This is a genomic window from Pleomorphovibrio marinus, from assembly GCF_003347495.1.
Taxonomy (GTDB): Bacteria; Bacteroidota; Bacteroidia; order Cytophagales; family Cyclobacteriaceae; genus Pleomorphovibrio; species Pleomorphovibrio marinus.
The window spans coordinates 250,165-272,325 of the sequence record NZ_QCXY01000007.1 but is presented as its reverse complement, the minus strand read 5'-3'; the positions used below and the strand labels follow the sequence as shown (position 1 = coordinate 272,325).

20 protein-coding genes are annotated in these 22,161 nt (G+C 43.3%); 7 read left to right on the top strand and 13 right to left on the bottom strand.

Annotated elements, in window-relative coordinates:
- Window positions 1-12 precede the first annotated feature (12 nt).
- Window positions 13-687, bottom strand: coding sequence for an NUDIX hydrolase (locus tag DB520_RS17705; RefSeq protein ID WP_114751098.1), 675 nt, complete (start codon window positions 685-687; stop codon window positions 13-15).
- 331 nt (window positions 688-1,018) lie between these two features.
- On the opposite strand from DB520_RS17705, the gene DB520_RS17700 reads away from it, so the two are divergent.
- Genes DB520_RS17700 through DB520_RS17685 form a run of 4 tightly spaced genes read left to right on the top strand, consistent with a single transcriptional unit; the run spans window position 1,019 to window position 5,961 of the window.
- A complete protein-coding gene (locus DB520_RS17700; protein ID WP_114751097.1) occupies window positions 1,019-2,176 on the top strand; it encodes a hypothetical protein in 1,158 nt (385 codons plus the stop codon).
- Window positions 2,177-2,186: 10 nt separating this feature from the next.
- Entirely contained in the window at window positions 2,187-4,586 is a 2,400-nt protein-coding gene (locus DB520_RS17695) for an OmpA family protein (protein ID WP_114751096.1), read from the top strand.
- The gene (locus tag DB520_RS17690; protein WP_114751095.1) at window positions 4,586-5,278 is read left to right on the top strand and encodes an SIR2 family NAD-dependent protein deacylase; all 693 of its coding nucleotides are present in this window, start codon (window positions 4,586-4,588) and stop codon (window positions 5,276-5,278) included. The genes DB520_RS17695 and DB520_RS17690 overlap by 1 nt, the downstream gene beginning before the upstream one ends.
- A gap of 14 nt (window positions 5,279-5,292) precedes the next feature.
- Complete coding sequence (locus DB520_RS17685) at window positions 5,293-5,961, top strand: hypothetical protein (RefSeq protein WP_232835041.1); 669 nt, start codon at window positions 5,293-5,295, stop codon at window positions 5,959-5,961.
- Here the strand turns inward: DB520_RS17685 and DB520_RS17680 are convergent.
- Complete coding sequence (locus DB520_RS17680; protein ID WP_114751094.1) at window positions 5,928-6,719, bottom strand: hypothetical protein; 792 nt, start codon at window positions 6,717-6,719, stop codon at window positions 5,928-5,930. The genes DB520_RS17685 and DB520_RS17680 overlap by 34 nt on opposite strands.
- 331 nt (window positions 6,720-7,050) lie before the next feature.
- Between DB520_RS17680 and DB520_RS17675 the strand changes: the two genes are divergently transcribed.
- Window positions 7,051-8,982 carry an SMP-30/gluconolactonase/LRE family protein gene (locus DB520_RS17675; protein WP_114751093.1) on the top strand — a complete coding sequence of 644 codons (1,932 nt, stop codon included), beginning with the start codon at window positions 7,051-7,053 and terminating at the stop codon, window positions 8,980-8,982.
- A gap of 178 nt (window positions 8,983-9,160) precedes the next feature.
- Here DB520_RS17675 and DB520_RS17670 read toward each other — a convergent pair whose 3' ends face one another.
- From DB520_RS17670 to DB520_RS17660, 4 genes are all read right to left on the bottom strand, one after another.
- Entirely contained in the window at window positions 9,161-10,381 is a 1,221-nt protein-coding gene (locus DB520_RS17670) for a cupin domain-containing protein (RefSeq protein WP_114751092.1), read from the bottom strand.
- A 193-nt stretch (window positions 10,382-10,574) separates the two neighbouring features.
- The gene (locus DB520_RS26765) at window positions 10,575-10,727 is read right to left on the bottom strand and encodes a hypothetical protein (RefSeq protein WP_157972151.1); all 153 of its coding nucleotides are present in this window, start codon (window positions 10,725-10,727) and stop codon (window positions 10,575-10,577) included.
- 13 nt (window positions 10,728-10,740) lie between these two features.
- Window positions 10,741-12,981 carry an outer membrane protein assembly factor BamB family protein gene (locus DB520_RS17665; RefSeq protein ID WP_114751091.1) on the bottom strand — a complete coding sequence of 747 codons (2,241 nt, stop codon included), beginning with the start codon at window positions 12,979-12,981 and terminating at the stop codon, window positions 10,741-10,743.
- Window positions 12,982-13,323: 342 nt separating this feature from the next.
- Window positions 13,324-13,713, bottom strand: coding sequence for a GNAT family N-acetyltransferase (locus tag DB520_RS17660; RefSeq protein ID WP_157972150.1), 390 nt, complete (start codon window positions 13,711-13,713; stop codon window positions 13,324-13,326).
- 60 nt (window positions 13,714-13,773) lie between these two features.
- Between DB520_RS17660 and DB520_RS17655 the strand changes: the two genes are divergently transcribed.
- Entirely contained in the window at window positions 13,774-14,391 is a 618-nt protein-coding gene (locus DB520_RS17655) for a deoxynucleoside kinase (protein WP_114751089.1), read from the top strand.
- Between the two features lie 6 nt (window positions 14,392-14,397).
- Here DB520_RS17655 and DB520_RS17650 read toward each other — a convergent pair whose 3' ends face one another.
- From DB520_RS17650 to DB520_RS17635, 4 genes are all read right to left on the bottom strand, one after another.
- The gene (locus DB520_RS17650; RefSeq protein WP_198675381.1) at window positions 14,398-15,048 is read right to left on the bottom strand and encodes a DUF7255 family protein; all 651 of its coding nucleotides are present in this window, start codon (window positions 15,046-15,048) and stop codon (window positions 14,398-14,400) included.
- A complete protein-coding gene (locus DB520_RS17645; protein ID WP_114751088.1) occupies window positions 15,048-15,512 on the bottom strand; it encodes a DUF2452 domain-containing protein in 465 nt (154 codons plus the stop codon). The genes DB520_RS17650 and DB520_RS17645 overlap by 1 nt, the downstream gene beginning before the upstream one ends.
- Window positions 15,505-15,666 carry a hypothetical protein gene (locus tag DB520_RS27075; protein WP_198675380.1) on the bottom strand — a complete coding sequence of 54 codons (162 nt, stop codon included), beginning with the start codon at window positions 15,664-15,666 and terminating at the stop codon, window positions 15,505-15,507. Before DB520_RS27075 ends, DB520_RS17645 begins: the two co-directional genes overlap by 8 nt.
- Window positions 15,667-15,732: 66 nt before the next feature.
- Window positions 15,733-16,149 carry a rhomboid family intramembrane serine protease gene (locus DB520_RS17635; protein ID WP_232835040.1) on the bottom strand — a complete coding sequence of 139 codons (417 nt, stop codon included), beginning with the start codon at window positions 16,147-16,149 and terminating at the stop codon, window positions 15,733-15,735.
- A 281-nt stretch (window positions 16,150-16,430) separates the two neighbouring features.
- Between DB520_RS17635 and DB520_RS17630 the strand changes: the two genes are divergently transcribed.
- Window positions 16,431-16,796, top strand: coding sequence for an Hpt domain-containing protein (locus DB520_RS17630; RefSeq protein ID WP_114751085.1), 366 nt, complete (start codon window positions 16,431-16,433; stop codon window positions 16,794-16,796).
- A gap of 6 nt (window positions 16,797-16,802) precedes the next feature.
- Here the strand turns inward: DB520_RS17630 and DB520_RS17625 are convergent, their stop codons facing one another.
- Genes DB520_RS17625 through DB520_RS17615 form a run of 3 tightly spaced genes read right to left on the bottom strand, consistent with a single transcriptional unit; the run spans window position 16,803 to window position 22,044 of the window.
- Window positions 16,803-18,911 (bottom strand): outer membrane protein assembly factor BamB family protein, encoded by a 2,109-nt coding sequence (locus DB520_RS17625; RefSeq protein WP_114751084.1) that lies wholly within the window; start codon window positions 18,909-18,911, stop codon window positions 16,803-16,805.
- A gap of 3 nt (window positions 18,912-18,914) precedes the next feature.
- The gene (locus DB520_RS17620; RefSeq protein ID WP_114751083.1) at window positions 18,915-20,540 is read right to left on the bottom strand and encodes a sulfatase family protein; all 1,626 of its coding nucleotides are present in this window, start codon (window positions 20,538-20,540) and stop codon (window positions 18,915-18,917) included.
- A gap of 19 nt (window positions 20,541-20,559) precedes the next feature.
- Window positions 20,560-22,044 carry a sulfatase gene (locus DB520_RS17615; protein WP_114751082.1) on the bottom strand — a complete coding sequence of 495 codons (1,485 nt, stop codon included), beginning with the start codon at window positions 22,042-22,044 and terminating at the stop codon, window positions 20,560-20,562.
- Between the last annotated feature and the right edge of the window lie 117 nt (window positions 22,045-22,161).

Below are 22,161 nucleotides of genomic sequence, written 5' to 3'. Positions count from 1 at the left end.
CGAGCAAATAAATCAAATAGATTTTGATGGTATTCTTGGGAGTGAATAAAATTTTGTCTTCTTACCCCTTCCTTGGATAGTATCGTTTTTCCACTCTACTAGTTGATGTTCTTTAATCATCTTTTTGCGAAAATTACTAGGATCATAATTGGTACAAAAAATGGATTCATAGAGCTTTTGCAACTCCTTTATTTGGAATTTGTCCGGTAATAAGGCTAGGCCAGTTGAACCACCTTTAAAACTTTCCTTCAAGAAATTGAGGGAGAATCGAGCAATTTCTGAGTGGTCTTGTGGCAAGTTGCTAATCTGAATGGCAGGAAACCAACGGCCTTCCAGAATAATTTCCTCTTCGTTTGTCTGTGAAATAAACGTTCTGTTTTTCACCTTAACTTCTAGGTTATGTTTACTTCTATCAAGCAGACAAAGATAAGCAACAGTCAGAATCCTGGGTTTATTGAAAGTCCTGCCTGGGTCCCCGAAAGCCTGTACCTGTTTCATTTTAACCCCTGATAAACCGAGAAGCTCATAAATGGTACGTTCTGCGGCAGATTCCAAACTCTCATCCTCAAAAATTATACTTCCGGGCAAGGACCATTTATTTTTGAAATATGGATTGGTCCTTCTAATTAGGAAAATGCTCAATTCTTTATCATAGCCAAAAAGCACACAGTCTACTGATACATACATTTCAATCCAATAAAATTACCATTGATACCCAACTTAAATTCTTGAAACCTACATTTCGTCATCAAAAATAAACTAAAATTCATTAAGAGAAAAAAAGTGCTTTTGTTTTAAAATAGTTTTCCAACTCCAACATGAAGAACAAACCCTTGATTTTTAGCACCCTGGTTTTACGAACTCATTTCTAAAGAATTTTTATTTGGTCCAAAGTACTATAAAAAAAAGATTTTGAATACATCCCTACAACTGTATATTGATAATAGGAAATGCCGCAAAAAATTAACATTTTGAGTACTCATTGGTTATTAACCCTAAATAAACGTCACCAAAATAGATGCAAAAACCTCTACTTCTGATAATTCTTGTACTTTTAAACTTCTCTTTATACGCACAGATTAAATCCGTTTCCTATATACCGGAAAGGAATCAACTAAATGGAGGGCTTGCTCTTCCTTCGGAAGAAAGATTCACCATAAGGGGAAGTATACCCGAGGAGGTAAGGATGGTCACTGTTGACATCCATAGAGCCAGAAGGTCACCGGCCAGTGCTGTAACCTACTCCTGGAGGGCTCCATACAGAATGGAAACCAACCAATTTGAAATCTATATTTCCGACCCTCTTAGGAGTAATGAGCCCTACACACTCAAATTCCGGTACTATGAACGGGCGGGCAGCGCTGACCTTCAGGGGTTAAGGGAGGCCATTTCTAATAACCTTTCGGCTTACATCCGGGCCAATTACGAAGTGAGCAGAAGGGGCTTGCAATCCCTGGCGGCCAAACAGGTAATGTACACCCAACTCAACGAAATCGTTGAACAGGGTATTGGAAATTACGCCCACCCCTTCGATCAGGCCTTTCCGGGTTTTAGTGATGTGGTCAGGCAAAAAATTGACCAAACCCATAGCCTCAGACTTAGGAACGCACGCTTTAATATCCTTCGAAAAGATGACGAGTTATCTGACGACAGGGCCATTTATGCAGAGCAGCTCATCAATGAACTTATTGACCTTACTCAGTCGGAGGTAGAACAGTACCTCAGAGGTAACTTGCTCCTGCTGGTAGATATCCGGGAAGTGGAAAACTACCCCTCTGAAAAAAGACCCTTTTACCTGCCTTTGAATGTAGGCTATGGAGGTACCTACTTCAGCGGGGACTTCAACAACCTAGACTATGGTACTGCACCCTTCATAGGGGTGGCAATGCCATTGGGCAGAAGAGCCTTCACCAAGTTTTTGGGAAATGCCTCCCTGAATACTGGTGTAATGCTAACCAACATGGAAAACAATGATGGCATCCGGATTTCCGGACCCATCGTGGGGAGACCCCTATATTTTGGATTGGGATATACCATGCTGAGAATTTTGAAGTTTAATGCAGGAGCTGCCCTTACATCTTCAGAGGTGAATGGTAATTTAGAAAATGTAACCATCTATCCTTTTATCGGTTTTAGCCTGGAATTCAACCTGTGGCTAGGCCTCGGAAACAGATAAAACGGAAGCCATGAAAAAGTTCATTTTAGGTTTGTGTTCCTTACTGCTCGCCTTTCAGTCCCATTCCCAATTGGATCCCTACAAATACCGCATAGGAGCCGGAGTGGGATTCACCAATTATTATGGCGACCTCAGTCCCTACCTCATAGAAGGATTGGGGGATGTTTTCAGGCTTTATGAATATAATCCAAATTACATACCCGATTATTCCTTTGCTTTTTCCCTGGAAAGGAGGCTAAGCTCCTCAGTAGGCCTAATGCTGCAGGTAGGGCAATATGATTTCTCTATGAGCGACCGATATGTGAACAGGGATGGGGTGCTGAGGACGGACCTGCCCAACTTTGAGAGGGCTTTGAATTTCAGAACAAGGGTGCAGGATGCAGGGTTGGCTTTTGTTTTTAAAATGGATAATGGAAAAATTCTAAACAAACATGCCTTTTTGGCGCCATATTTCACACTTGGGGCAGGGATAATGAACTTTGAGGTAAAGGGGGATCTATTGGATGATTGGGGAAATTGGTATGATTACAGTAGCAGGGAGCACATCAATAACAGGCATTTCGAATCAGATTTGACTTCTTTGGAAACGGAAGTACCCGGAGGCTATACGACCACTACTTTCTATGCAAACCTGGGCTTGGGACTAAGATTCAGGATTGCAAGGTCCCTGGAGTTGTTTGTACAATCTGATTTCAGATTATCGGGTACAGATTACCTGGATGATGTGAGTGGACCCTACAGAGACTCCTATGAATCTCCATTTCAGGAATATGCCGCCATGCCTGGAAATCAACCAGCCACGCCCGAAACCCCATTTCGGGGAGCCAATAATGGGCATAATGACATCTACGTTTTTCACCAAGTAGGCCTGAAGTTCAGTTTTCTTCCTTCCAAACAAGCGTTTAGAGCATCGCGGGTTTCTCCTTCCAGTACAGCAAGGTATGAGGGACAACCCATTTCACATGCCGTATTGGATGAGTTTGAAAGTGACAACCTGATGCCGGATACCCTTGTACCATCAGAGGAAAAGGGCAACCAATATTTCACGTTTATCCAAATAAACCCTCCCGACCAGAGAATGAATGCCCTTAATTTCCAAATGCAGGCCATGCAAGGGGAAATGGGTGTTTTAAATAAGTCCTTTGAAAAGGACCAGGTACAACGTTTTGAAGAAAGGCTAGAAAACAAACAGGAAAACCTGGAATTGGAAACCCAACAGCTTTTGAACCAAGACTCCCTTTCCAGAAATGACAGCTTACGTCTGGAGGAATTAGATTTGCTCCGTCAAACCATTACTAACCAAATGGATAGTGTAAGACAGAAAAAAAATTATTTGGAACAGGCAATTGCTCTAGAAGGTGCACAGGTGGATAGCCTGAGAAGATTGGCTGCTTTTCCTACATATGGAACCAGGGATAGTTTGGCGTTTTGGGATGAATTGGAAAAGCTGCCATACCATATCAACCAGTCATTGCGTCAAGGTATGGCAGGTCCACCGCTGCCACAAACCTATGGCTCTCCCCTTAGCACCCAGCCATATGCATTGGAAGAAAGGGCCAGTGTAGCTCCGGCCCCACCCTTTGCATCAATTCCGCAGAGAGAACAGGATCTTCCTCCTGCCTCTCCCTATAGATATTATCCTGAAGCCCCTTATTACCAGGAATTCATAAGAGAAAGACCAGGAGCATCAGAACGACAAGAAACATTCAGGGAAGAGCCTTCTGCATATAGAAGCACTCCCGGGTATTATCGATACCCTGAAACCCAGGACAGGAGAAACCAAAGGACTTCTTTTGCCCCTATTTTTATTCCTAGGACAGGACAAAGAAGTCAAGGAACAGCGAAAGAACCAGTAGACACCTCGGCCATGGAAATGCAGAACATAGCGCCAAGTGCAGTAATTCTTGATCAGGACAGTCTTGGAAAAGACAGTCTTGATTTGATGGAAATTACACTCCCAGAAATCAGTAGTCCAATTTTGGATTCTCTGCAAAACCTTGGGACCCTGAGGATAGATACGGTATTGCTTGAAAGAGAAGTAATTGTAGGGTTGGCAAACAGCAAAGTAGAAGTATTTTTTGAGATCAATAAATATGAGCTTAGCGAGGAAGAAACAGAAAAGTTGAAGCCCATTGTTCAAATATTAAGGGATCAACCTGAATATTATGTAACTTTGTCGGGATTTGCGGACAATACCGGAAATGTTAACTATAACTTACAGTTGGTTCAAAGAAGGGTTTCCCATGTAAAAACCTTATTGGTGGAAAATTTTGGCTTAAGGGAAGAAAGAATAGAGGAAAAGCCGGGAGGCCTTTTAGTAAGGGGTCAAAAGCGGGGTTCAAAGGAAGAGGACAGGAAAGTAGAAATCATGCTTAGATCTCCCCATGTGCCCCTGCAACAAAGAGAGTAATGAAAAGATTAGTGGTGTTAACCGGAGCTGGTATTTCAGCGGAGAGCGGTATAAGTACATTCCGGGACCAAAATGGACTTTGGGAAGGTCACGATGTAATGGAGGTGGCTTCTCCGGAGGGCTGGCACAAAAACAGGGAGCTGGTACTTGATTTTTACAATCAGCGTCGCAAAGCCTGCCTGAATGCCAAGCCCAACTCTGCACATCTCTTATTGGCGGATTTGGAAAAGGATTTTGATGTCACCATTATCACCCAGAACGTGGATGACCTGCATGAGAAAGCCGGCTCCTCAAAAGTCATACATCTGCACGGGGAACTGTTTAAAGCCCAAAGTACTGCTGATCCTTCACTGGTTTACCCTGTGAATGGATGGGAAATCAAGCTGGGGGACAAGTGTGAAAAAGGCTCCCAACTCCGACCTTTTATTGTCTGGTTTGGGGAGCAGGTACCCATGATGGAATCCGCCATCAATACGGCAGAACAAGCGGATATTTTCGCTGTTGTTGGCACATCCTTGCTCGTATATCCAGCCGCAGGGCTGATCATGTATTGTTCAGCGGAAGTCCCTAAATTTTTGATCGACATTAAATTACCTGTACTTCCTGCTATGCAAAACCTCACAAAAATAGAGGCCAAAGCAAGTACCGGGGTGGTGAAAATGGCAGAGATATTAAGAGACAGACATTTTTAAAAGATATAGAAATCTTGAAACAAATAACAGCAGACACTTCCAAACCTTCCTTGAAAAAGGCACAAGAGGTTATAAGTAAAAATCTACTGAAAATCCTGCTAGCAGGAGTATTTATAGGGGCTTTACACCATTTGGACTTTGCAGTAGGGGGCTTCTTGGCAATATACCTGGGATATTCTCTCTATAAAGGATGGAAAAACGACCCTGAAGAAGGAAGGGTGTTACTTACTGGAGCCATCATAAGTGGAGCTCTGGGAGTTTGCTGCGAATTGTGGGGTATTTATTTTGGACATTGGGAATACCATGACCTTGGTCAGCGAGAGTTTCCTGCTTGGCTGCCATTTGCCTGGGCATTGGCATTTACCTTCATCTACCGATTGGAGAAAAATCTGTTTTCGGCTATGCGCCTAACAAATGACAAACATAAGTGGCTTTTAGCCCTTCTGGTGGTGATGATATTTCCCACTTTGGGAGAAATCATCACCATCAACATGGGCGTTTGGACGTATAATTGGCCCCTACAGTTATTTGGGGTTCCTCTTTTGGCCATTTTTTTGTTAATGGTTTTTCACTCCGGGGTAAATTTATTGATGACCTGGATCTGTAAATACAGATCATGGCCAAACGAGGTTTTCAACCCCAAAAATGATCATCGCACTACTGTTTCCAGCGTGGCTAAATAAACCCATTTTTGGTCCCTGGATTGAAGTCCTTTCTCCACGGCCACGAGTTGGTTTTCGTTCATATCTATGTCCTCATATTCCAGGGAATTGAAAAACTGTAGATAGTTTTTATAAACGTTCATGGTCATATGAGTGGAGGAAGCTTCACTACCAGTGGGGACTGCTGTCCGCAAAAATCTCCAGTTTTCCATCAATCCTGCCTTGATTTTCCTTTCATGGATAGGAAGAAAAACCTCCTGCTCTACCCTTTCGTATTCATCAAACCTTCCCTCCATTGCTTTCATCAAATCAAATGAAGCAAGGGTTCCTGGTTTGTATTCGAAGTCGTCTTTCGTTTTGGCCACCTCTACCATGTAAGACCTCAATGCCAAATCCCTGTCATCATGTGCAGCACGGATCTTTTTGTAAAGTTGTTCCTCTGACATGTCCGAAAAGGCTTTTTTGCCATGGTTGATTAAAAACTCCATGTCGCTACTACTCATCATTTTTACAGGGTCGTCATAATAGGTGACGGTGGCATAATGAAAGGCATCGGGATCCGCACTTCTCTGAAGAGACCAAAGGTCCCAACCCACAATGTCACCTGCATCTATCGCCTCCCTATAGATATTAGAAAGGAAATCTTTATACTCCAGGTAATCCACTGTTTTTCCTGTTTCAATCCTTATAAATTCAAATACAAGGTAGGTTCTTTCTTGAGCCGTAAGGGTTTGGCAACATAGAGTCGCCAAAAACCACAATAAAACAATCTTTTTCATAACGATCAAATTTGGTTAGTTCGGGTACAGGTAAGTCATATTGTTTTCAAAACAATTTATAAAAAAATAAAACCATTTACATAATTTTTAGCAAAAAAATTAAGCAAATTAATGAAGGAACAATTTTAGGACCACCCATTTTCAACCCCTCAAGCTAATTATCAAAAGTACCCTCCATCCCAGCCCTTGCACTGTGAGATAAGCCCTTTCTCCCATGGCCTTGAAGATTAATAAAACAAAAAATACCTATAAGAAATCCTTAAGGAAAGATTATTTAATCATCTTTTTTCTCTATTTTAATGTCCCATTATAACTTAAACCTATTGAATCGATGAATTTTAATTTTAAGCTAGTAATCCTTCTTTCGTCTTTTTTCACCCTCGTTAGCCTAATTCTTCCAAGTTGTGAATCCCGAGCCGATTGGAAAGGGGAAAACCAGGCACTTATCCAAAAGCATGGATTGGAAGAAAGAAAATTACCCGGCCTTCCTACATCCTCTATTGCACCAAACCTACCCGCGGGTAAGGTAAAGGAGTCTAATAGTATTGAAAAGAAGGAATTTTACCCTGGGGTTTTAGCTACAATAGTTTGGGGTAACGGAGTCATGAGAGCAGAATTTGACTTGGAGTCAGAAGCAAGTTTACCCGAAGAAGAGCTTCCTTCCGACCGCTTCCTATTTGTTTTGGAAGGCAATATCGAGCATTGGATAGAGGGGGAAACTGTACCCATGATGTCGAGAGAAAGGGAAGAACCTGATGGTATTCACAGTGCCACACCCAGATTGGATTTCGTGTTTCAAGAAAAAGGAACAAAATCCGCAGTGAAGGCCGGAACTTCTGGGGCAAAACTTATGGAAGTCACTAGTCCTATTCGACTGGATTACCTCCAGAAATTAGGTGGGGATGGGTCACAAAGTGAAATAGAGGATATTGAAACCTTTCAATCTCCAACTATCCTTCCAAACCGTATTTACGATTTGTATGATATACAACTTACTCCCCTTGCTGATGGGGCAAATTCAAGGTTAATTTCTGGCAACAACCTACTGTTAAGTTTTATTTCTATGGATCCAAATTCCTCTTTTCCCCCTCATATTCATCCCGAAGAGCAGCTATTATTTGTTTTGAGGGGAACGAATGAGGAAGTAATCATGGACAATACCCATTCCATGAAACCTGGAGATATGGTGCGGATCCCCGGGAATATGGTGCATAGTGCTGAAATTGGAGAGGAAGGAGCAGATGTTTTGGATGTTTTTTGGCCCTCCCGGCCTGATTATTTGGAAAAAGAAAAGGAAAGGATGGAAGCCTTTCATGCTATTGTTCCTGAAGATGCAAAACTTGAGCTAGTGATAGACGGAAAGAAATCTACTCCAGAATTGTACTTCACAGAAGGCCCTAAGTGGATGAATGGAAAACTTTACTTTTCAAACATGTATTTTGACCAGGATTTTAACGGAGATCCGAAAAAAAGTTCCACCGTTGAAATGGATCCGGATGGCACTTATAGGAATATTACAGAGGGAAAAATGCAGACCAATGGGTTGTACCCCTACAGAAACGGGAATTTGCTGGTATGCGATATGATGGGGCATAGGGTAGTAGAGATGACTCCAAAGGGTCAGGTAGTAAGCGTTCTTGCCCATGAATATAATGGGAAGCCTATTGATGGACCCAATGATATTGTCACTGATGCCAAAGGCGGGTTTTATTTTACCGACCCCCAATTTACCATGGAAGCTGAAAAATACCAGCCTGGCAGAGCGGTGTATTACGTTTCTCCGGATGGGGAGATCAACAGGATTACAGAACCCAATGACTTTGCCATGCCCAATGGCATCGTTTTGTCCCCAGATGGAAAAACCCTGTTCATCAATAATACTTATGACAATGAATCTTGGTTTCCAGTACAAAGTGAGAAAGACAATTACGTATGGGCATATGATGTAAAGGAGGATGGTTCCATCAGCAATGAAAGGGAATTTGCAAAGTTATTCCTGACTCCGGAAGTACTGGACAGGGGGGGCAGGTCCTCCAGTGCGGATGGGATGGCTATAGATAAAAATGGTAATCTATATGTGGCCACTTATTATGGGGTTCAGATATTTGATGCAAAAGGAGAATTTGTGGGCATGATCAATCTGCCCTCATTTCCAGTAAGTCTTTGTTTTGGAGATGAGGATATGAAAACCCTCTACATCGTGAGCTATAGTAAGGTGTTTAAAATCCGCACTAATCAGGAAGGGTTTGTCCAGTATTTGTAATCTCTTAAAAAAACGGGGAGAGGCAATCAGCTGGGTCAAGCCTATCCCTCTCCCTTATTTATTTCCAATACTCAACTATTCAATTAGAAGTTAATTACGTCACTTTTTCTAAGTCTCCAAGGAGATTGCTAGGATATAATTGGACAAATGATTGAATTTCGAAAACCGAGCGATCGTGCTATTTTTCATTTACATTATCTCCCATTACATCATAGCCTCGCCATTTAAATTCCGAGGCGAGACTGGTGGCAGCAGGCCAAGCAATGTCATGTTGTTTACTGTCTACCCATTTTCTACGGTTCTCTTCAGTATCAAAGGAAATTAGAATTTGATAATTATAGTTCGTTGCCTCAGCCTCTATTTCCTCGGATAGCTGATCATTATACATCCTCAACAATTTAGATTCTATATATCCCTGTTGGACGGTCATGGCGGGCACATAAATAGAATGGTACATTTTTTCGAATTCTTCCGCATCTTCCCTGGATACTACAAAATCCATCTGTAATACCATGGACTTTGGATAGCCTTCTGTACTTCCTAGGGCGCTAAGCTGCTTCTGTTTGGAGGATGCTATCCCAATTACCAAAAGCTCAAGGTCTTCGGTACCAGTATTTGAGAAGGTTAAGGTTTCTCCCAAAGAGCCAAATAAGGCATCATCAGCCCTTATGCTACCTGCATTATTATTTATACTCACCTCCCCTGCCCCTTTGGTTACATAGTAGACTTCTTCGACACCTTCAAGTTTACGGATGACTTCATTGCTGCCAGAAGGAATGACTACATGGTCTACATGGTTCCAATCTGAGCTGAATACGGCAGGACCAAGGATCCTTCTGAAAAGGACCTCACTGCCTTCAAACGAAGGGTTGTCCAAGCCAAGTTTTTCCTTTTCCAACCTTCCAGATACAAATGTAGGGATTGGATCCAAAGAGGCACCTACTCGAGTATCTCCCAAATCAAAGGCGTCTGTCCGCGCCTTCACCTTACTCACGGCGAAATTAAGCCAAGAAATACTTTCATTGGAAGGGTTATAAATGGCGTGGGAATCCCCCATTTTGCAAGGAACCACGGCAGGTGCCTTGATCGTTGAGGTTCTTCCATTTACCGTAAATTCTGCTTCCCCCTCCAGGATCACAAACATCTCCTCTATAGTATGATGAAAATGGTGCCCAATTCCGGACTTGGCGTCTATCCTTCCTGCATGTAAATAGAGGAAGTTGGTGGCCAAGTCATTGCGTCCTATCAATTCGGTAAAACCCATCTTCCCGGCCCCGGCATGAACCCCGGTAAGTTCACGGTATTTGGAAGGGTCATTACTTATTATCCTTTCGGAAATATTTTGTGCAGTAACTTGCAAAGCAAAAAACAATAATGGAATTAAATATAGATTTTTCATAAGGCGTTTAGGTTATTTTAATATTAAAATTATTAAAGGACATGTACCATTAGTTGGAAGAACCGCATATTTGGCCGGTAACCGGAATAATTATATTGTACTGGTTATCTATCAATTTTCGATAATTGTCCCATTTAGGTTAAGGTATTGAAAGTTAACCGAAAACGGTGATTTCAGCTTAATTTCAATAGGTTTATAATTGTCTTTTCTGCTGTCGCACCTCCCAAACGGTTGGTAAACCGTCAGGAAGGTAACTTGCCCCTGCCTGTCCCAAACTCGATTCGGAGAACTCGTTTCGGGAGAATCTCGCAATCTTAATCCTTCCCCTGTGTGACGTGCTCCTCATGGTCTATTTCTGTTTATTTTTTAGGCAAAGCAAATACTACATACCCTTTAGGCAAGGCTCCTGCTTTTTTAGAATGATCATAGCTATCACGTGCAAAATTTGAGGAGGCATTGACTACCAGGTATTGTTTGCCATCCAACAAGAACATGCTCGGCTGCCCATTAACCTCATGGCTTAAGGTAGTTTCCCATACTATTTCCCCATCGTCAGCATCAAGCGCATATAGTTTCCCACCTTTGGCAGTGGCAAATACCAACCCACTGGAAGTGATCACCATTCCCTTTCTAAGCACCCCTCCCGGAGCCCCTTTGGATGGATCCCCTTGCACATATAAGGAATCTTGGCCGATAGGCCTTCGCCATTTAATGGTTCCCTTATTCAGGTCATAGGCCACTAAGGAGGACCAAGGAGGAGCTGCCAGCCCTGGCCAGTCCAACCCATAATCGGTGGTATAGCGATCGGCAGGATGGTCAACACCCTCTGGATATTCCGACATGGGCGATGCCCTGTTTTCATCTGGCAGAATCTCAACGCCACCCGTAGCTACCACAGGGCCTTCCGGCGTTTTTGTTTCTATATTTCTGCGAAAGTTAAAGGTCCTTGGATTACCCCCAAGGTAGCGGTACAACGCCTTTAGGGTTTCTTCATCCACATGGATAAACCCTGGCATCTGTCCCTTACCATTTATTACAATACTTTTGAACTCGTCATATATCATATGCTGACCCACATTAAGAAGGGAGGGTCCCACACCACCAGACATGTCCACTCCATGACAGGATTTACAGGTGTTATCATACAAATTCATCACCCGTAAAACTTCATTCTCTGACAAGTCAATTTTCGGTGGCTCTACTTTATTCAGCTTATAAATGGAAGCGTGTTCTTGCGTCTGTACATACATGATTCCGCTGGCGGGATCAGAAGCGGTATTGCCAAAATTGGCACCGCCCAAGGCACCGGGCATCATTATGGTTTCGTATTGATCGGAAGGGGGTACGTATAATCCCGACTTTGCCTCTCCGAGTCTTTGGATCCACACTTCTCTGACACTGTCCGAAAAATAAGGATTCAGGGTCTCCACTGTTACTTCATTTCTAGTGAAATTTGGTAAAGAAGGTATCGGTTGAGTTGGCCAGGCCTCTTCCCCTGGCATTTCACTGGGTGGAAAGGCTTTCTCCTCTATTGGAAAAACCGGTTCTCCTGTCACCCTATCAAACACAAACATAAACCCATGCTTGGTGGCCACAGCCACGGCATCAATGGTTTTTCCGTCCTTGTTGATGGTCAAAAGCTGTGGAGCCGGTGAAAGGTCATAATCCCAAAGGTCATGATGTACCGTTTGAAAGTGCCAAAGACGTTCCCCAGTCCGGGCATCCAATGCCACCAGGCTATTACCAAACAAATTACTTCCAACCCGGTCGGCTCCATAGTAATCATAGGTGGGAGATCCCAATGGAAGGTAGGCAATTCCTTTTTCTACATCTACTGAAATTTCACTCCAGGCATTCACGCCTCCTACATACTTGTAGGCATCCTTAGGCCAAGTTTCATATCCATACTCACCAGGTTGGGGAATAGTATGAAATGTCCACATCAGCTCCCCTGTTACCACATGGTAGGCTCTGATGTGACCGGGTGCTGAAAAATAATTTTCACCCGGGGCGGAACCCATAATTACAAGGTCATCATAGATCACTCCGGGCATCATGGGCTGTATTCTACGAATAGAAGTAGGATCCCTGTCCAATCCTTGGCGCAAATCCACATACCCATTTTTACCGAAACTTTGAATGGATTCTCCAGTAACTGCATCAATTGCCTGTAAGGAGTTATTTACCGTCAGGAGCAAGCGCCTGTCATTTTTATCCTCACTCTCCCAATAGTTAATGCCCCTCTTTGTAATTCCCGTGAGGTTAGCATGAATCCAAATTTCCTCTCTTGTATGGAGGTTGATGGCTATTAAGGAGGAATTCTTGCCAACCAGATACATAGTGGTGTCCACTACGATTGGGCTAAAAAAATTCGGCATCTGCTCCTCCGTGGGATAAACCCATGCCACTTCAAGCTGGTCTACGTTTTCCTTGTTTATTTCGCTGGCATTAAAGAATTTCGATTGCCCGGGGCTCCCACCATAATGAGTCCAGGTGGTATTTTCAGAAGATGGTAAATCAGTTTGGCAGCCAGTCTGAACCGCAGACAAAACTACTAATACAAAAATATAAATTTTTGTAAATGGATATTTTAGGTGCATAATAGGTTAATAGGTCTTTTATAGTAAATTCACTGTAAAATTTTGAAACTTAAGAACAACCAATCAATATGACCAAAAGGAATTCCCTTCGGCTTTATATTAAAAGATATACAAAAATTTCTAAGGCTGTAAATATAAAGCTCATTCCTGCTTTTGCAAATTTGACGACATTAATAAAATGCCGTTCATGAGAAACTTTACGTTTACCATACCTTCCAAGGAAATTAAGTGAAAATGACTTCCCCTTAATTTTATTATACCAATACCTTCAAAACCTATTTTTCTTTGCCTATATCTTCAAACCTGAGGATTTGCTTATCACTAAAGAAAAGGAGTGCAGTACTATTTCCTATAAATCATGGTAAGTTTCTCAAATTTGTGAAAGCCGAAACGAACATAAAAGGCTTCCATTTCCATCCCGGCATTCAAAAACAAGGCATCAAGGGGTCTGGATAGGGCCATAATTTCCTGCATTAACTTCCTTCCCAACCCTTTTGACCTGTAAGCCCTATCTATAATTACATCGTCCAACAATCCCCTGAAGCACCCATCTGTAATGATGCGGGCAAACCCCACCAGCAATTCCCCATCATAGAGGCAAACCATCCAGTCTTCATTGCTTAGCATTTTCTCCACATCCCTGGACTTACGGTTCTTAGCCCAGTCCACCTGGGAAAACAAATTCATCAGATCCCCTGATTTCGGCGGGGTATTCACCTTAACTTTTATCATTGGCTCGGCGTTTGTTTGATGGCTAGCATTATTACCCACCTCTTTAAAAACAACTTGTATATGCATATTGCCGTCTCGGGAAACATTGGTTGTGGCAAAACTACCTTGACAAAAATGTTGGCCAAGCACTATGGCTGGGAGGCCGTATTTGAGCCTGTGGACAACAACCCTTACCTGGCAGATTTTTATGAAGACATGACCCGTTGGGCTTTTCATTTACAAATCTATTTCTTACATAGCAGGTTTGAGCAGGTAAACTTAATTATTAATAATAAGAAAAGCACCGTACAGGACAGAACCATTTACGAAGATGCTTATATTTTTGCAGCTAACCTGTACGAATCGGGATACCTAGAAAAAAGGGATTATGAAAGCTATTTAAGCTTATTTAAGACGATGATGGCATATGTGCAGCCTCCTGATCTTTTGATCTATCTCAAAGGGGATGTTTCCACTCTGGTAGCTCAAATTGAGAAAAGGGGCAGGGACTTCGAAAGTGGCATGCGGCTAGATTACCTCAAAAGCCTCAATCAAAAATACGAATCATGGGTAAGTGACTACAAAGAAAGCAAGCTCTTGACCATCAATATAAACGACTTGGATATCGTAAGCAACCGTGAGCATTTTAGTTTTATTGTGGAGCAAATCGACCGGGAACTGCATGGGTTATTTTCCTAAAGGGTACTATTCCAATTTTCTGACCAGCCATTTGGAAATTGCTGCACGGGTATATTCATCGGGGTTAAGCAGAAGCTGATCTATCTTTTTGAGGCTACCACCCAGCATGATGGTTTCATGGGTGGGAATCCGAATTATTTTATAACCATGAAGCCTGCTCATCAGGTCATACTGGGCATCGTTATATGCGTTTAATTTCCATCCAGCAGCACCATTTCCGGATAAATCCCCCGGTTCTTCCGAAATCCCAAAACAACGGCGGGCTATAGGTGGCCCATTCCATACCCTTTCTTGTAAACCCACTTGCAAACAAGATTTCTCCAGTTGTCTACACAACCTTTGATATAAATGGAACCAGGGATAGGTAAAAGTTTGATACAGTTCCCCTCTTAGTGTAAGAGCTCGGTAACGGTTGAAATGCTCGGCATCATCATACAAGATAAGGTGCCTGTCCATCTTAAAATCAAATTTGAGTTGCTGTAAATAAACCCCTTCCCCACTACCGCCGAGAATTTCAAAGACTTCTTGAAGCAAATTCCTGGCCTTTTCGTCCAAAAGCCCTTTCTCCAAGCTGAGTAAAAAATCCTCTTCTAGGTCCTCTCCGGACTCCATCAGACATTGGATAAGGGTAGTAACTTTTCTTCGATGACCTGCCATCAATCGTCCGTTTTTTGTAGGATTTCCCAAGTGTGGTCTGCCAATAGCTTTACCTCTGCCACAAATTGTCCAAACGGCTTTTTTCTTCCCCATTCCTCGGGGCCTACCATGCTCAGAAAATCCGTGCCATCCTCCCTCTGATAAAGAAAATAGATATGGTTGATCAGGGGCTCAAAACTTATGGAAGCCTGATAAATCCGCTCAGAAACCTCCACCCTTGATTGGATACTTTTTGCTTGCTCTGCCAATACCTGCATTTGACGGTAGATTTGCGACATCTGCATGTCTGTCTGGGCTTGCATAGCAGCTACTGCCCTGCCCACAATCTTACCCTTATCCTCAGGCTTTACCAGTGCACTACCACTATGGTGGGCATAGGGAATAATGCCGGGTGACTCCGTGGTCTTTTCCCCCAATTTCTTAAGGTCTATCTTGGAAACATCAATTTTCTTCGCCTTATTCATTGTCTTTGTTTTCATCACTTGGAGCCATTCTTTCTTTCAAGTTACCCTTTGCCCCAGGAAAGGTGGTTTGCCTGGCCATGTCCCAACTTACGGCTAGAATAATCAGAAGAAAGATAACTGCAAGGATAAGGAAGATCAGCTTATTTCTCTTCATGGTCTTTTCCATACGCAAAATTACCACCTCAAGCTTTAAAAACCCCACCTATACCAAAAAGTTCAGTCAATACCTGCTCAATTTTGGTTTTTGGCTATAAAAAAAAGCCATAAACATTCCCACACAAGTTCCTGCCAAATGGCTTTCCCAAGAAACCCTACCAGAAGCGCTGGGGATTATCCCGTATATTATGCTTCCATAGGTAAGTATTACCGCAATGGAAATAAGTATTGATTTAATGGATGCCCTAAACAACCCCAGACATATCAAAAACACCGCTAAGCCATATACCAAACCACTGCTTCCAATGTGGAAATAAGGTCTTCCAAATATCCAGACTATTACATTGGTAAGCAAATAACAGTTGATCCATACCATGTCTGCAATTCGGTCATAAAAAAAATAAAGGCATGTGCCGAGAAAAAAGAGAGGAAGGAGGTTAGCCAGCAAGTGTACAAGGCTTCCGTGGATTAAAGGTGCCATAAACAATCCAATTAAGCCCAAAAAAGTTTTTGGGAAGATACCTAGAAAGCCCAGATCCAAACCCAGGGAAAATTGAACTGCAAAAACCAATATAAGCAAAAAACAGAACCGCAAGGGCACGAAGGCGCTTTCCTTTATTCTTTTATATAAAAACCAACTCTTTTTTTGACGCATTTCTTTATATACCTTTAAAATTAGTGTACTTTAGCAAAAAGAAAATAACCTAACCCTTTAAGCAAATATTTTACAATTTAGAATTAAAACATAAACCGTTTATTTTCATGTACAGTTTGATAAATCCTGAAGTGATTTTCCATTTTTTTGATGAAGATCCACAGATGGTAAATGAAATGGTAGGTATTATCATTTCCACCAACATTCAGGAGCTTAGGGGATTGGGGGGCGTATTTGAAAGTGGGAATTTTTTTCAGGTCAAGAAGAAATGCCATAAGTCCAAACCAAGCATGAGCTACCTTGGAGCCATTAAAGTGAGGGGAACCTTGGAGAAAATCGAGGAAAATGTGGAGGCTTCCTTTGAGAGGTATTATCCACATTTACTCCAAGAACTTGATTTATTGGAAAAGGAGCTTGGGCTATTTTTAGACCATATAAATTCTACCGGTGAGGTCAATACCCAAATAAATTAAGGGCAATTAGGGAAGGGCAAAGGCAACATAGGTATCCCCAGATGGGGTGCCAATTCTGTTACCCCCTCCTGCTGCTATCACAATATACTGTTTTCCATCCACTTCATACACGGAGGGCACGGCATATCCCCCATAGGGTAATTTATATTCCCAAAGTACATCCCCAGTGGCTGCGTCAAAGGCCCTGAACATTTCGTCGGCTGACCCGCCAATAAAGACAAGCCCTCCATCTGTGGCTACACAACCCCCAAAGCTTTGGGTACCTGTATTTCCAATACCCCTTTCCCTAAGCGCAGGATAACTCCCCAAGGGTACTTTCCAGCTTATGGACATGGTGTTTAAGTCTATGGCATTTAAGGTACCCCAAGGGGGTTTGGATGCCGGAAAACCTTCCTGATCCAAAAACAGGCGGAAGCCTTTCAACACGTATTTTTCCAAACCTTCCTGAGGACCCTCATCTACCTTCTCCGGTACCTTTCCCGTTTTGAGAAATTCCACCAAGGCCTGGGTCTGCTGCTCACCAAATTGGGAAAAAGCCGGCATTACTCCCTTCCCTCCCTTTATGATACTACGGATTTCCTCATCCGAGTATCTTTGGCCTATACCATCCAAGGAGGGATAGGCATCTGCAATCCCCTGCAAATCAGTACCATGACAGTTTGAGCAATTTAGCATGTAAGTGCGATAGCCAGAAACTACCCCATCCGAGGGCTGATGCCCGGTATTCACCCTGTCCAATTGAAGGATCATTGCTAATTCATTTGCATTTACATAAAGCCGATTGGTGTAGGGGTCGTAAGAAGCCCCACCCCAGAGCACTCCCCCACGGGTGGCAGGCATGGTTATGGTGCCCTCTATACTGGGGGGAGTGTACATCCCCTCATTTCTGTATTTCTTTAGTTCTTCTCGTGCATATGCATTGGCTTCGGGGGAAATATCTGTCAGGTAGGTGCTGTCAAGTCCCTGTGGAACCAGGCGTATTCCCTGGTTAAACTTCTGCGTTGGATGTGCGCGTTCTCCTGGCACAAAGGAGGGTGGAACTTCCTTTTCCTCCATGTCCAGTAGGGGTTCACCCGTATACCTGTCCAGAACGATCAGCTCCCCCATCTTAGTGGGTTGAATTAGAGCTTTCTTCATTTTTCCCTCCCAGGGCAGCTCTACTAGGTTTGGGGCACAAGGCAAGTCATAATCCCAAAGGTCGTGACTGACCGCTTGATAATGCCATTGCCTCTCTCCTGTACTGGCATCCAATGCAATAACGCAATTTCCGAAAAGGTTTTCCCCCAAGCGGTTGGCCCCATAAAAATCATAGGTAGCCGACCCCGTAGCCACAAACACCCATCCCTTTTCTTCATCCAGGCTCATTCCTCCCCAATTGTTGGTTCCTCCATAGTTTTCACCCTCCATCCATTCCCAGGTATCATGTCCAAATTCCCCCTCTTGGGGGATGGTATGAAACCTCCATGCAAATTCACCACTTTCTGCATGATAGGCCCGAATGTGCCCGGGTGAGGCATCATACCCTTCGCCGGTGGCAGAACCTATGATTATCAAATCCTTGTAAATTATACCTGGAGTGGATAAGGCTATAGAGAGAGAGGCTGGATCCTTACCTAGGTTTTGTCTGAGGTCAATCTTCCCTTTGTCCCCAAAGGAGGTTACTAAAGAACCATCCTTGGCACTGACGGCAAATAAATAGTGTCCCGAGGACATAAATATCCTTCCATCCTCCTTATCGTCATAATAGGTAACCCCCCTGTTTACGCCTGCCCCTTCCTTAAAGTCCGAGGCAGAAAATCTCCATACCTCCTCTCCTGAATTGGCCTTCAATGCTATCAGATCCAACTGCGGGGAGGTTACGTACATTAGGTCCCCAATGATTATAGGGTTACATTCCATTGGGGTTCGCTCTCCAGCGTCACCTGTTTTATAGGTCCAAGCCAGTTCCAGCAAGTGAACATTTTCCTTATTGATTTGGGATAAACCGGAAAACTGGGAAGCATCCTTTGCTCCTCTGTAGGTGTTCCACGCAGTATAATCCGGACTATCTGCTTGCTTACAATGGGTAAAGGACAAGATTAACAACCCAATAAATCCTAAATAGGCCTTTTGCATAAATTATTTAGTGCTTAAATCATAAAGCTCATCATCGCTGATCCAATCCGGCTCAGGAAATTCGCGTATGGGTGAATACCTCACATACATTTCATAAATATCCCCATTGCCACTTATCCTGGGGTCACCAGTCCTCATTAGGTACCCCCCTAGGGATTCCCGGTGATCCAACAACTCCTTTTTATAGGCAGGATCTTCTGCCACGTTCGTAAGACAAAACGGATCTTTTTCCAGGTCAAAAAATTCCTCCTCTGGACGTTTCTGTACTGCCATTTCAAAAAAAGGAAGAATTGCAGGATCCTCGCGATTTTCAACCAAGTAATCGAAAGTGGGACAGGCATCTATATCGTGGTAGGCACCGTGCATAGGGCCTAGACTGCCATCTTGTTCATATTTCTGCGGAGCACCTGCCGGCCAGCGTTCTGGCTTGAAATTTCGCGTGTATAGAAACCTTTCTGTACGAATGGCCCTTTGGGGGTAAGTCAAGTTGTTCCATCTGGAACTGCTGTGTCTTTCCCGAGCGGAAAATACGGCTTTCCTTTGGGCATCCAGTTTTCCAGAGCCCTCATGTAACAAAATATTCATCAAACTTTTGCCCTCCATGGGGTATTCTTGCTGAATCTCCCTGAAACTTTCTCCACTTGCAGCCTCCAAAAATGTAGGTGCCAGGTCAATCAAACTCACCAGGTCGTGTATATTGCGGTTACCCTTAACCTTATTCCCCCATCTGATGGCAAGCGGAACATGAAAACCATATTCATATAAATTGGCCTTGGCCCTGGGAAAGGCCATTCCATTGTCGGAGGTCACCACTATAATAGTATTATCCAACTCTCCCATTTCCTCAAGCTGTTCAACCATCATTGCCAGATGTTTGTCAAACCACTCTATTTCCAAGGCATAATCCAGCAGATCACTTCGGATTTCCGGGGTGTCGGGAAGAAATGGGGGTACACGTACACGTGATGGATCCTTTCCTGCATTAAGCCCAGAACCCTTTTCGAATACCCTATGGGGTTCTGAAGCTCCATACCAAAAACAGAAGGGCTGATCTGCATCCCTTCCTTCCAGAAATTCGGCAAAATTGGCTGCATAGTCATTGTTGCTGATCCCAGTGGTCGGTGGTTCCAATTCCTTGCTTTGAAAGGCATCACCAGCAGGGTTTCGTGTTCTACCACTTATTTCCCAGTTTCCTGGGCCCCATCCCTTACGGGTATAGCCTACACGATATCCCAAATCCTCCAGAATATCGGGATATACGGTGTATTGTGCTGGAAATTCACTGGCATGTGTACCTGCATCCTCCAATTGCCAGCAATACATTCCTGTTAATAAAGCGGCTCGGCTTGGGCTGCACCCTGGAGAAGCGGCAAAAGCATTGTGGAACAAAGCACCTTCCCTGGCAATCCTGTCAAAGGCGGGAGTCTGAACCCAGGCTTCACCATAGATGGAAGCATGCGGGTACGACTGGTCATCAGAAATCACGAAGAGGATGTTGGGTTTTTTCCCATCTTCCAGTGTATAAGTGTAGGTCAATTCCTCTTCCCCCTTATTGGTTGCACAGGCAAGGATGCACCAAGCCAAAACAAAATATCTGGCTTTGATTAAATGATAGGTAAAACACTTCATAGTATTAGGAATATTTGGGTTACTGATCAAAAAGCCCGGTGTTGCCCTTTTCCCAACTGGACATCAACTGCTCCACCACATCGGGAAAGTCAGAAGCAAGGTTTTTCGACTCAAGAGAATCCAATTGATGGTCAAAAAGTTCCACAGTTGGGGATTGCTCCCTAAAGAATTTTGTGAGCCTGAACCTTTCATTTCGCATACTTATGCCTTTACTGAAATAGCTGAAGGCAAGGTTCTCTCTATTTGGATCCTCGCCATCCCTAGTCAGTGCGGACAAGCTTTGGCCATCTAGTTCAACATTATCCGGTAAACCACACCATTCTACCAGGCTTGGATATAGGTCCACACTGCTTACTACAGTTCCCCCTCCCACTCTATCTACTTGTTCACCCGGAATTCTCAAGATAAGTGGACTTCTCAGTGCAACCTCAAAATTGGTGTGTTTTCCCCATACCCTATGATCGCCAAGATGCCAACCGTGATCGCCCCACAAAACCACTATGGTATTTTCGGCAAGCCCCAGTTCTTCCAGTTGATCCAGGACTTTTCCGATTTGGGCATCCACGTAGCTAACTGAAGCATAATAGGCGTGCCGCAAAGTAGTGGCGTAGTCATCCGAGAGCCTTTCGTCTAAGCTTGCCTTTTCCTCCCCTGCCTTGTATTGATTAAATTCACCCATGTTCTGTAAACTTGCTCGGTGAACATCCTCTGGAAGGTCTGGCACTGGAGAAAGGGGAATTTTATCCCTATCGTATAGGTCCCAATACTTTTTAGGAGCAGTAAAGGGTAAATGAGGTTTGAAAAATCCCACCGCCATGAGGAAAGGTTGGTCTTTTTGATTGAGTTCTCCAAGTTTTTCTACCGCCAAATCAGCAGTGATGCCATCAGGGTATCCCCTATCGTCTACATCAGCCATTTCATAAGGCTTAACCTGGTTATTTTTCCCTTGGCGATTACTCCCATCTGCATATCCAAAAAAGGCATTCCAACCAGTTTCCCACTTATCGGCATCAAACAAGAATTCGTCCCAACTATGGGGCATTTCTGGTTTGGCTCCTTCGGGGGATTCATTATATCCATACCAAAGCCCATCTACCGAGTGGCTGATCTTACCTAAACCAAGGGTATAATAACCGTTTCTCCTGAAATGATGGACAAAGCTCTCAGGCTGTTCCCCTTCAGATTCGTTGGATAAAAACTCCTCGACGGCGGAATTCTGAAGGTGCCTTTGCGTGCGGGGCAATAAACCTGTCAGGATACTGCATCGAGAAGCACCGCAGGTGGGAACTTGAACATAATGGTTTTCGAAAACTGTACCAGAGGAGGCCAATTTGTCAATATTAGGGCTTTTAATCATGGAGTTGCCATAGGCATTGATATCAGGCCTTAGGTCATCCACAGCTATAAACAATACATTTAGGGGTTTATCTTTCTTTTCTTCCGAAGGGGTACAGGAAATAAAAAGACCTAAGGAAAGCCACATTAAGTGGTAAACTTGCTTCATGGTTCTAAATTGGGTTATTTAATAATTTGTAACCTACCAAAATAATTAATAAATGCCTAAACCTTTACAGAAATAAAGAAAATTAGGCATACAAGTGGTATTATACCCAGACTATTC

Bases quoted from the DNA above. Each gene is read 5' to 3' on its own strand.
- DB520_RS17650 (WP_198675381.1), bottom strand. From the start codon at position 15,048: ATGGCAGGTCATCGAAGAAAAGTTACTACCCTTATCCAATGTCTGATG.
- DB520_RS17695 (WP_114751096.1), top strand. From the start codon at position 2,187: ATGAAAAAGTTCATTTTAGGTTTGTGTTCCTTACTGCTCGCCTTTCAG.
- DB520_RS17635 (WP_232835040.1), bottom strand. From the start codon at position 16,149: ATGGCACCTTTAATCCACGGAAGCCTTGTACACTTGCTGGCTAACCTC.
- DB520_RS17665 (WP_114751091.1), bottom strand. From the start codon at position 12,981: ATGCACCTAAAATATCCATTTACAAAAATTTATATTTTTGTATTAGTA.
- DB520_RS17690 (WP_114751095.1), top strand. From the start codon at position 4,586: ATGAAAAGATTAGTGGTGTTAACCGGAGCTGGTATTTCAGCGGAGAGC.
- DB520_RS17645 (WP_114751088.1), bottom strand. From the start codon at position 15,512: ATGAATAAGGCGAAGAAAATTGATGTTTCCAAGATAGACCTTAAGAAA.
- DB520_RS17670 (WP_114751092.1), bottom strand. From the start codon at position 10,381: ATGAAAAATCTATATTTAATTCCATTATTGTTTTTTGCTTTGCAAGTT.
- DB520_RS17675 (WP_114751093.1), top strand. From the start codon at position 7,051: ATGAATTTTAATTTTAAGCTAGTAATCCTTCTTTCGTCTTTTTTCACC.
- DB520_RS17625 (WP_114751084.1), bottom strand. From the start codon at position 18,911: ATGCAAAAGGCCTATTTAGGATTTATTGGGTTGTTAATCTTGTCCTTT.
- DB520_RS17705 (WP_114751098.1), bottom strand. From the start codon at position 687: ATGTATGTATCAGTAGACTGTGTGCTTTTTGGCTATGATAAAGAATTG.
- DB520_RS17620 (WP_114751083.1), bottom strand. From the start codon at position 20,540: ATGAAGTGTTTTACCTATCATTTAATCAAAGCCAGATATTTTGTTTTG.
- DB520_RS17615 (WP_114751082.1), bottom strand. From the start codon at position 22,044: ATGAAGCAAGTTTACCACTTAATGTGGCTTTCCTTAGGTCTTTTTATT.
- DB520_RS26765 (WP_157972151.1), bottom strand. From the start codon at position 10,727: ATGAGGAGCACGTCACACAGGGGAAGGATTAAGATTGCGAGATTCTCC.
- DB520_RS17700 (WP_114751097.1), top strand. From the start codon at position 1,019: ATGCAAAAACCTCTACTTCTGATAATTCTTGTACTTTTAAACTTCTCT.
- DB520_RS17660 (WP_157972150.1), bottom strand. From the start codon at position 13,713: ATGATAAAAGTTAAGGTGAATACCCCGCCGAAATCAGGGGATCTGATG.
- DB520_RS27075 (WP_198675380.1), bottom strand. From the start codon at position 15,666: ATGAAGAGAAATAAGCTGATCTTCCTTATCCTTGCAGTTATCTTTCTT.
- DB520_RS17630 (WP_114751085.1), top strand. From the start codon at position 16,431: ATGTACAGTTTGATAAATCCTGAAGTGATTTTCCATTTTTTTGATGAA.
- DB520_RS17680 (WP_114751094.1), bottom strand. From the start codon at position 6,719: ATGAAAAAGATTGTTTTATTGTGGTTTTTGGCGACTCTATGTTGCCAA.
- DB520_RS17655 (WP_114751089.1), top strand. From the start codon at position 13,774: ATGCATATTGCCGTCTCGGGAAACATTGGTTGTGGCAAAACTACCTTG.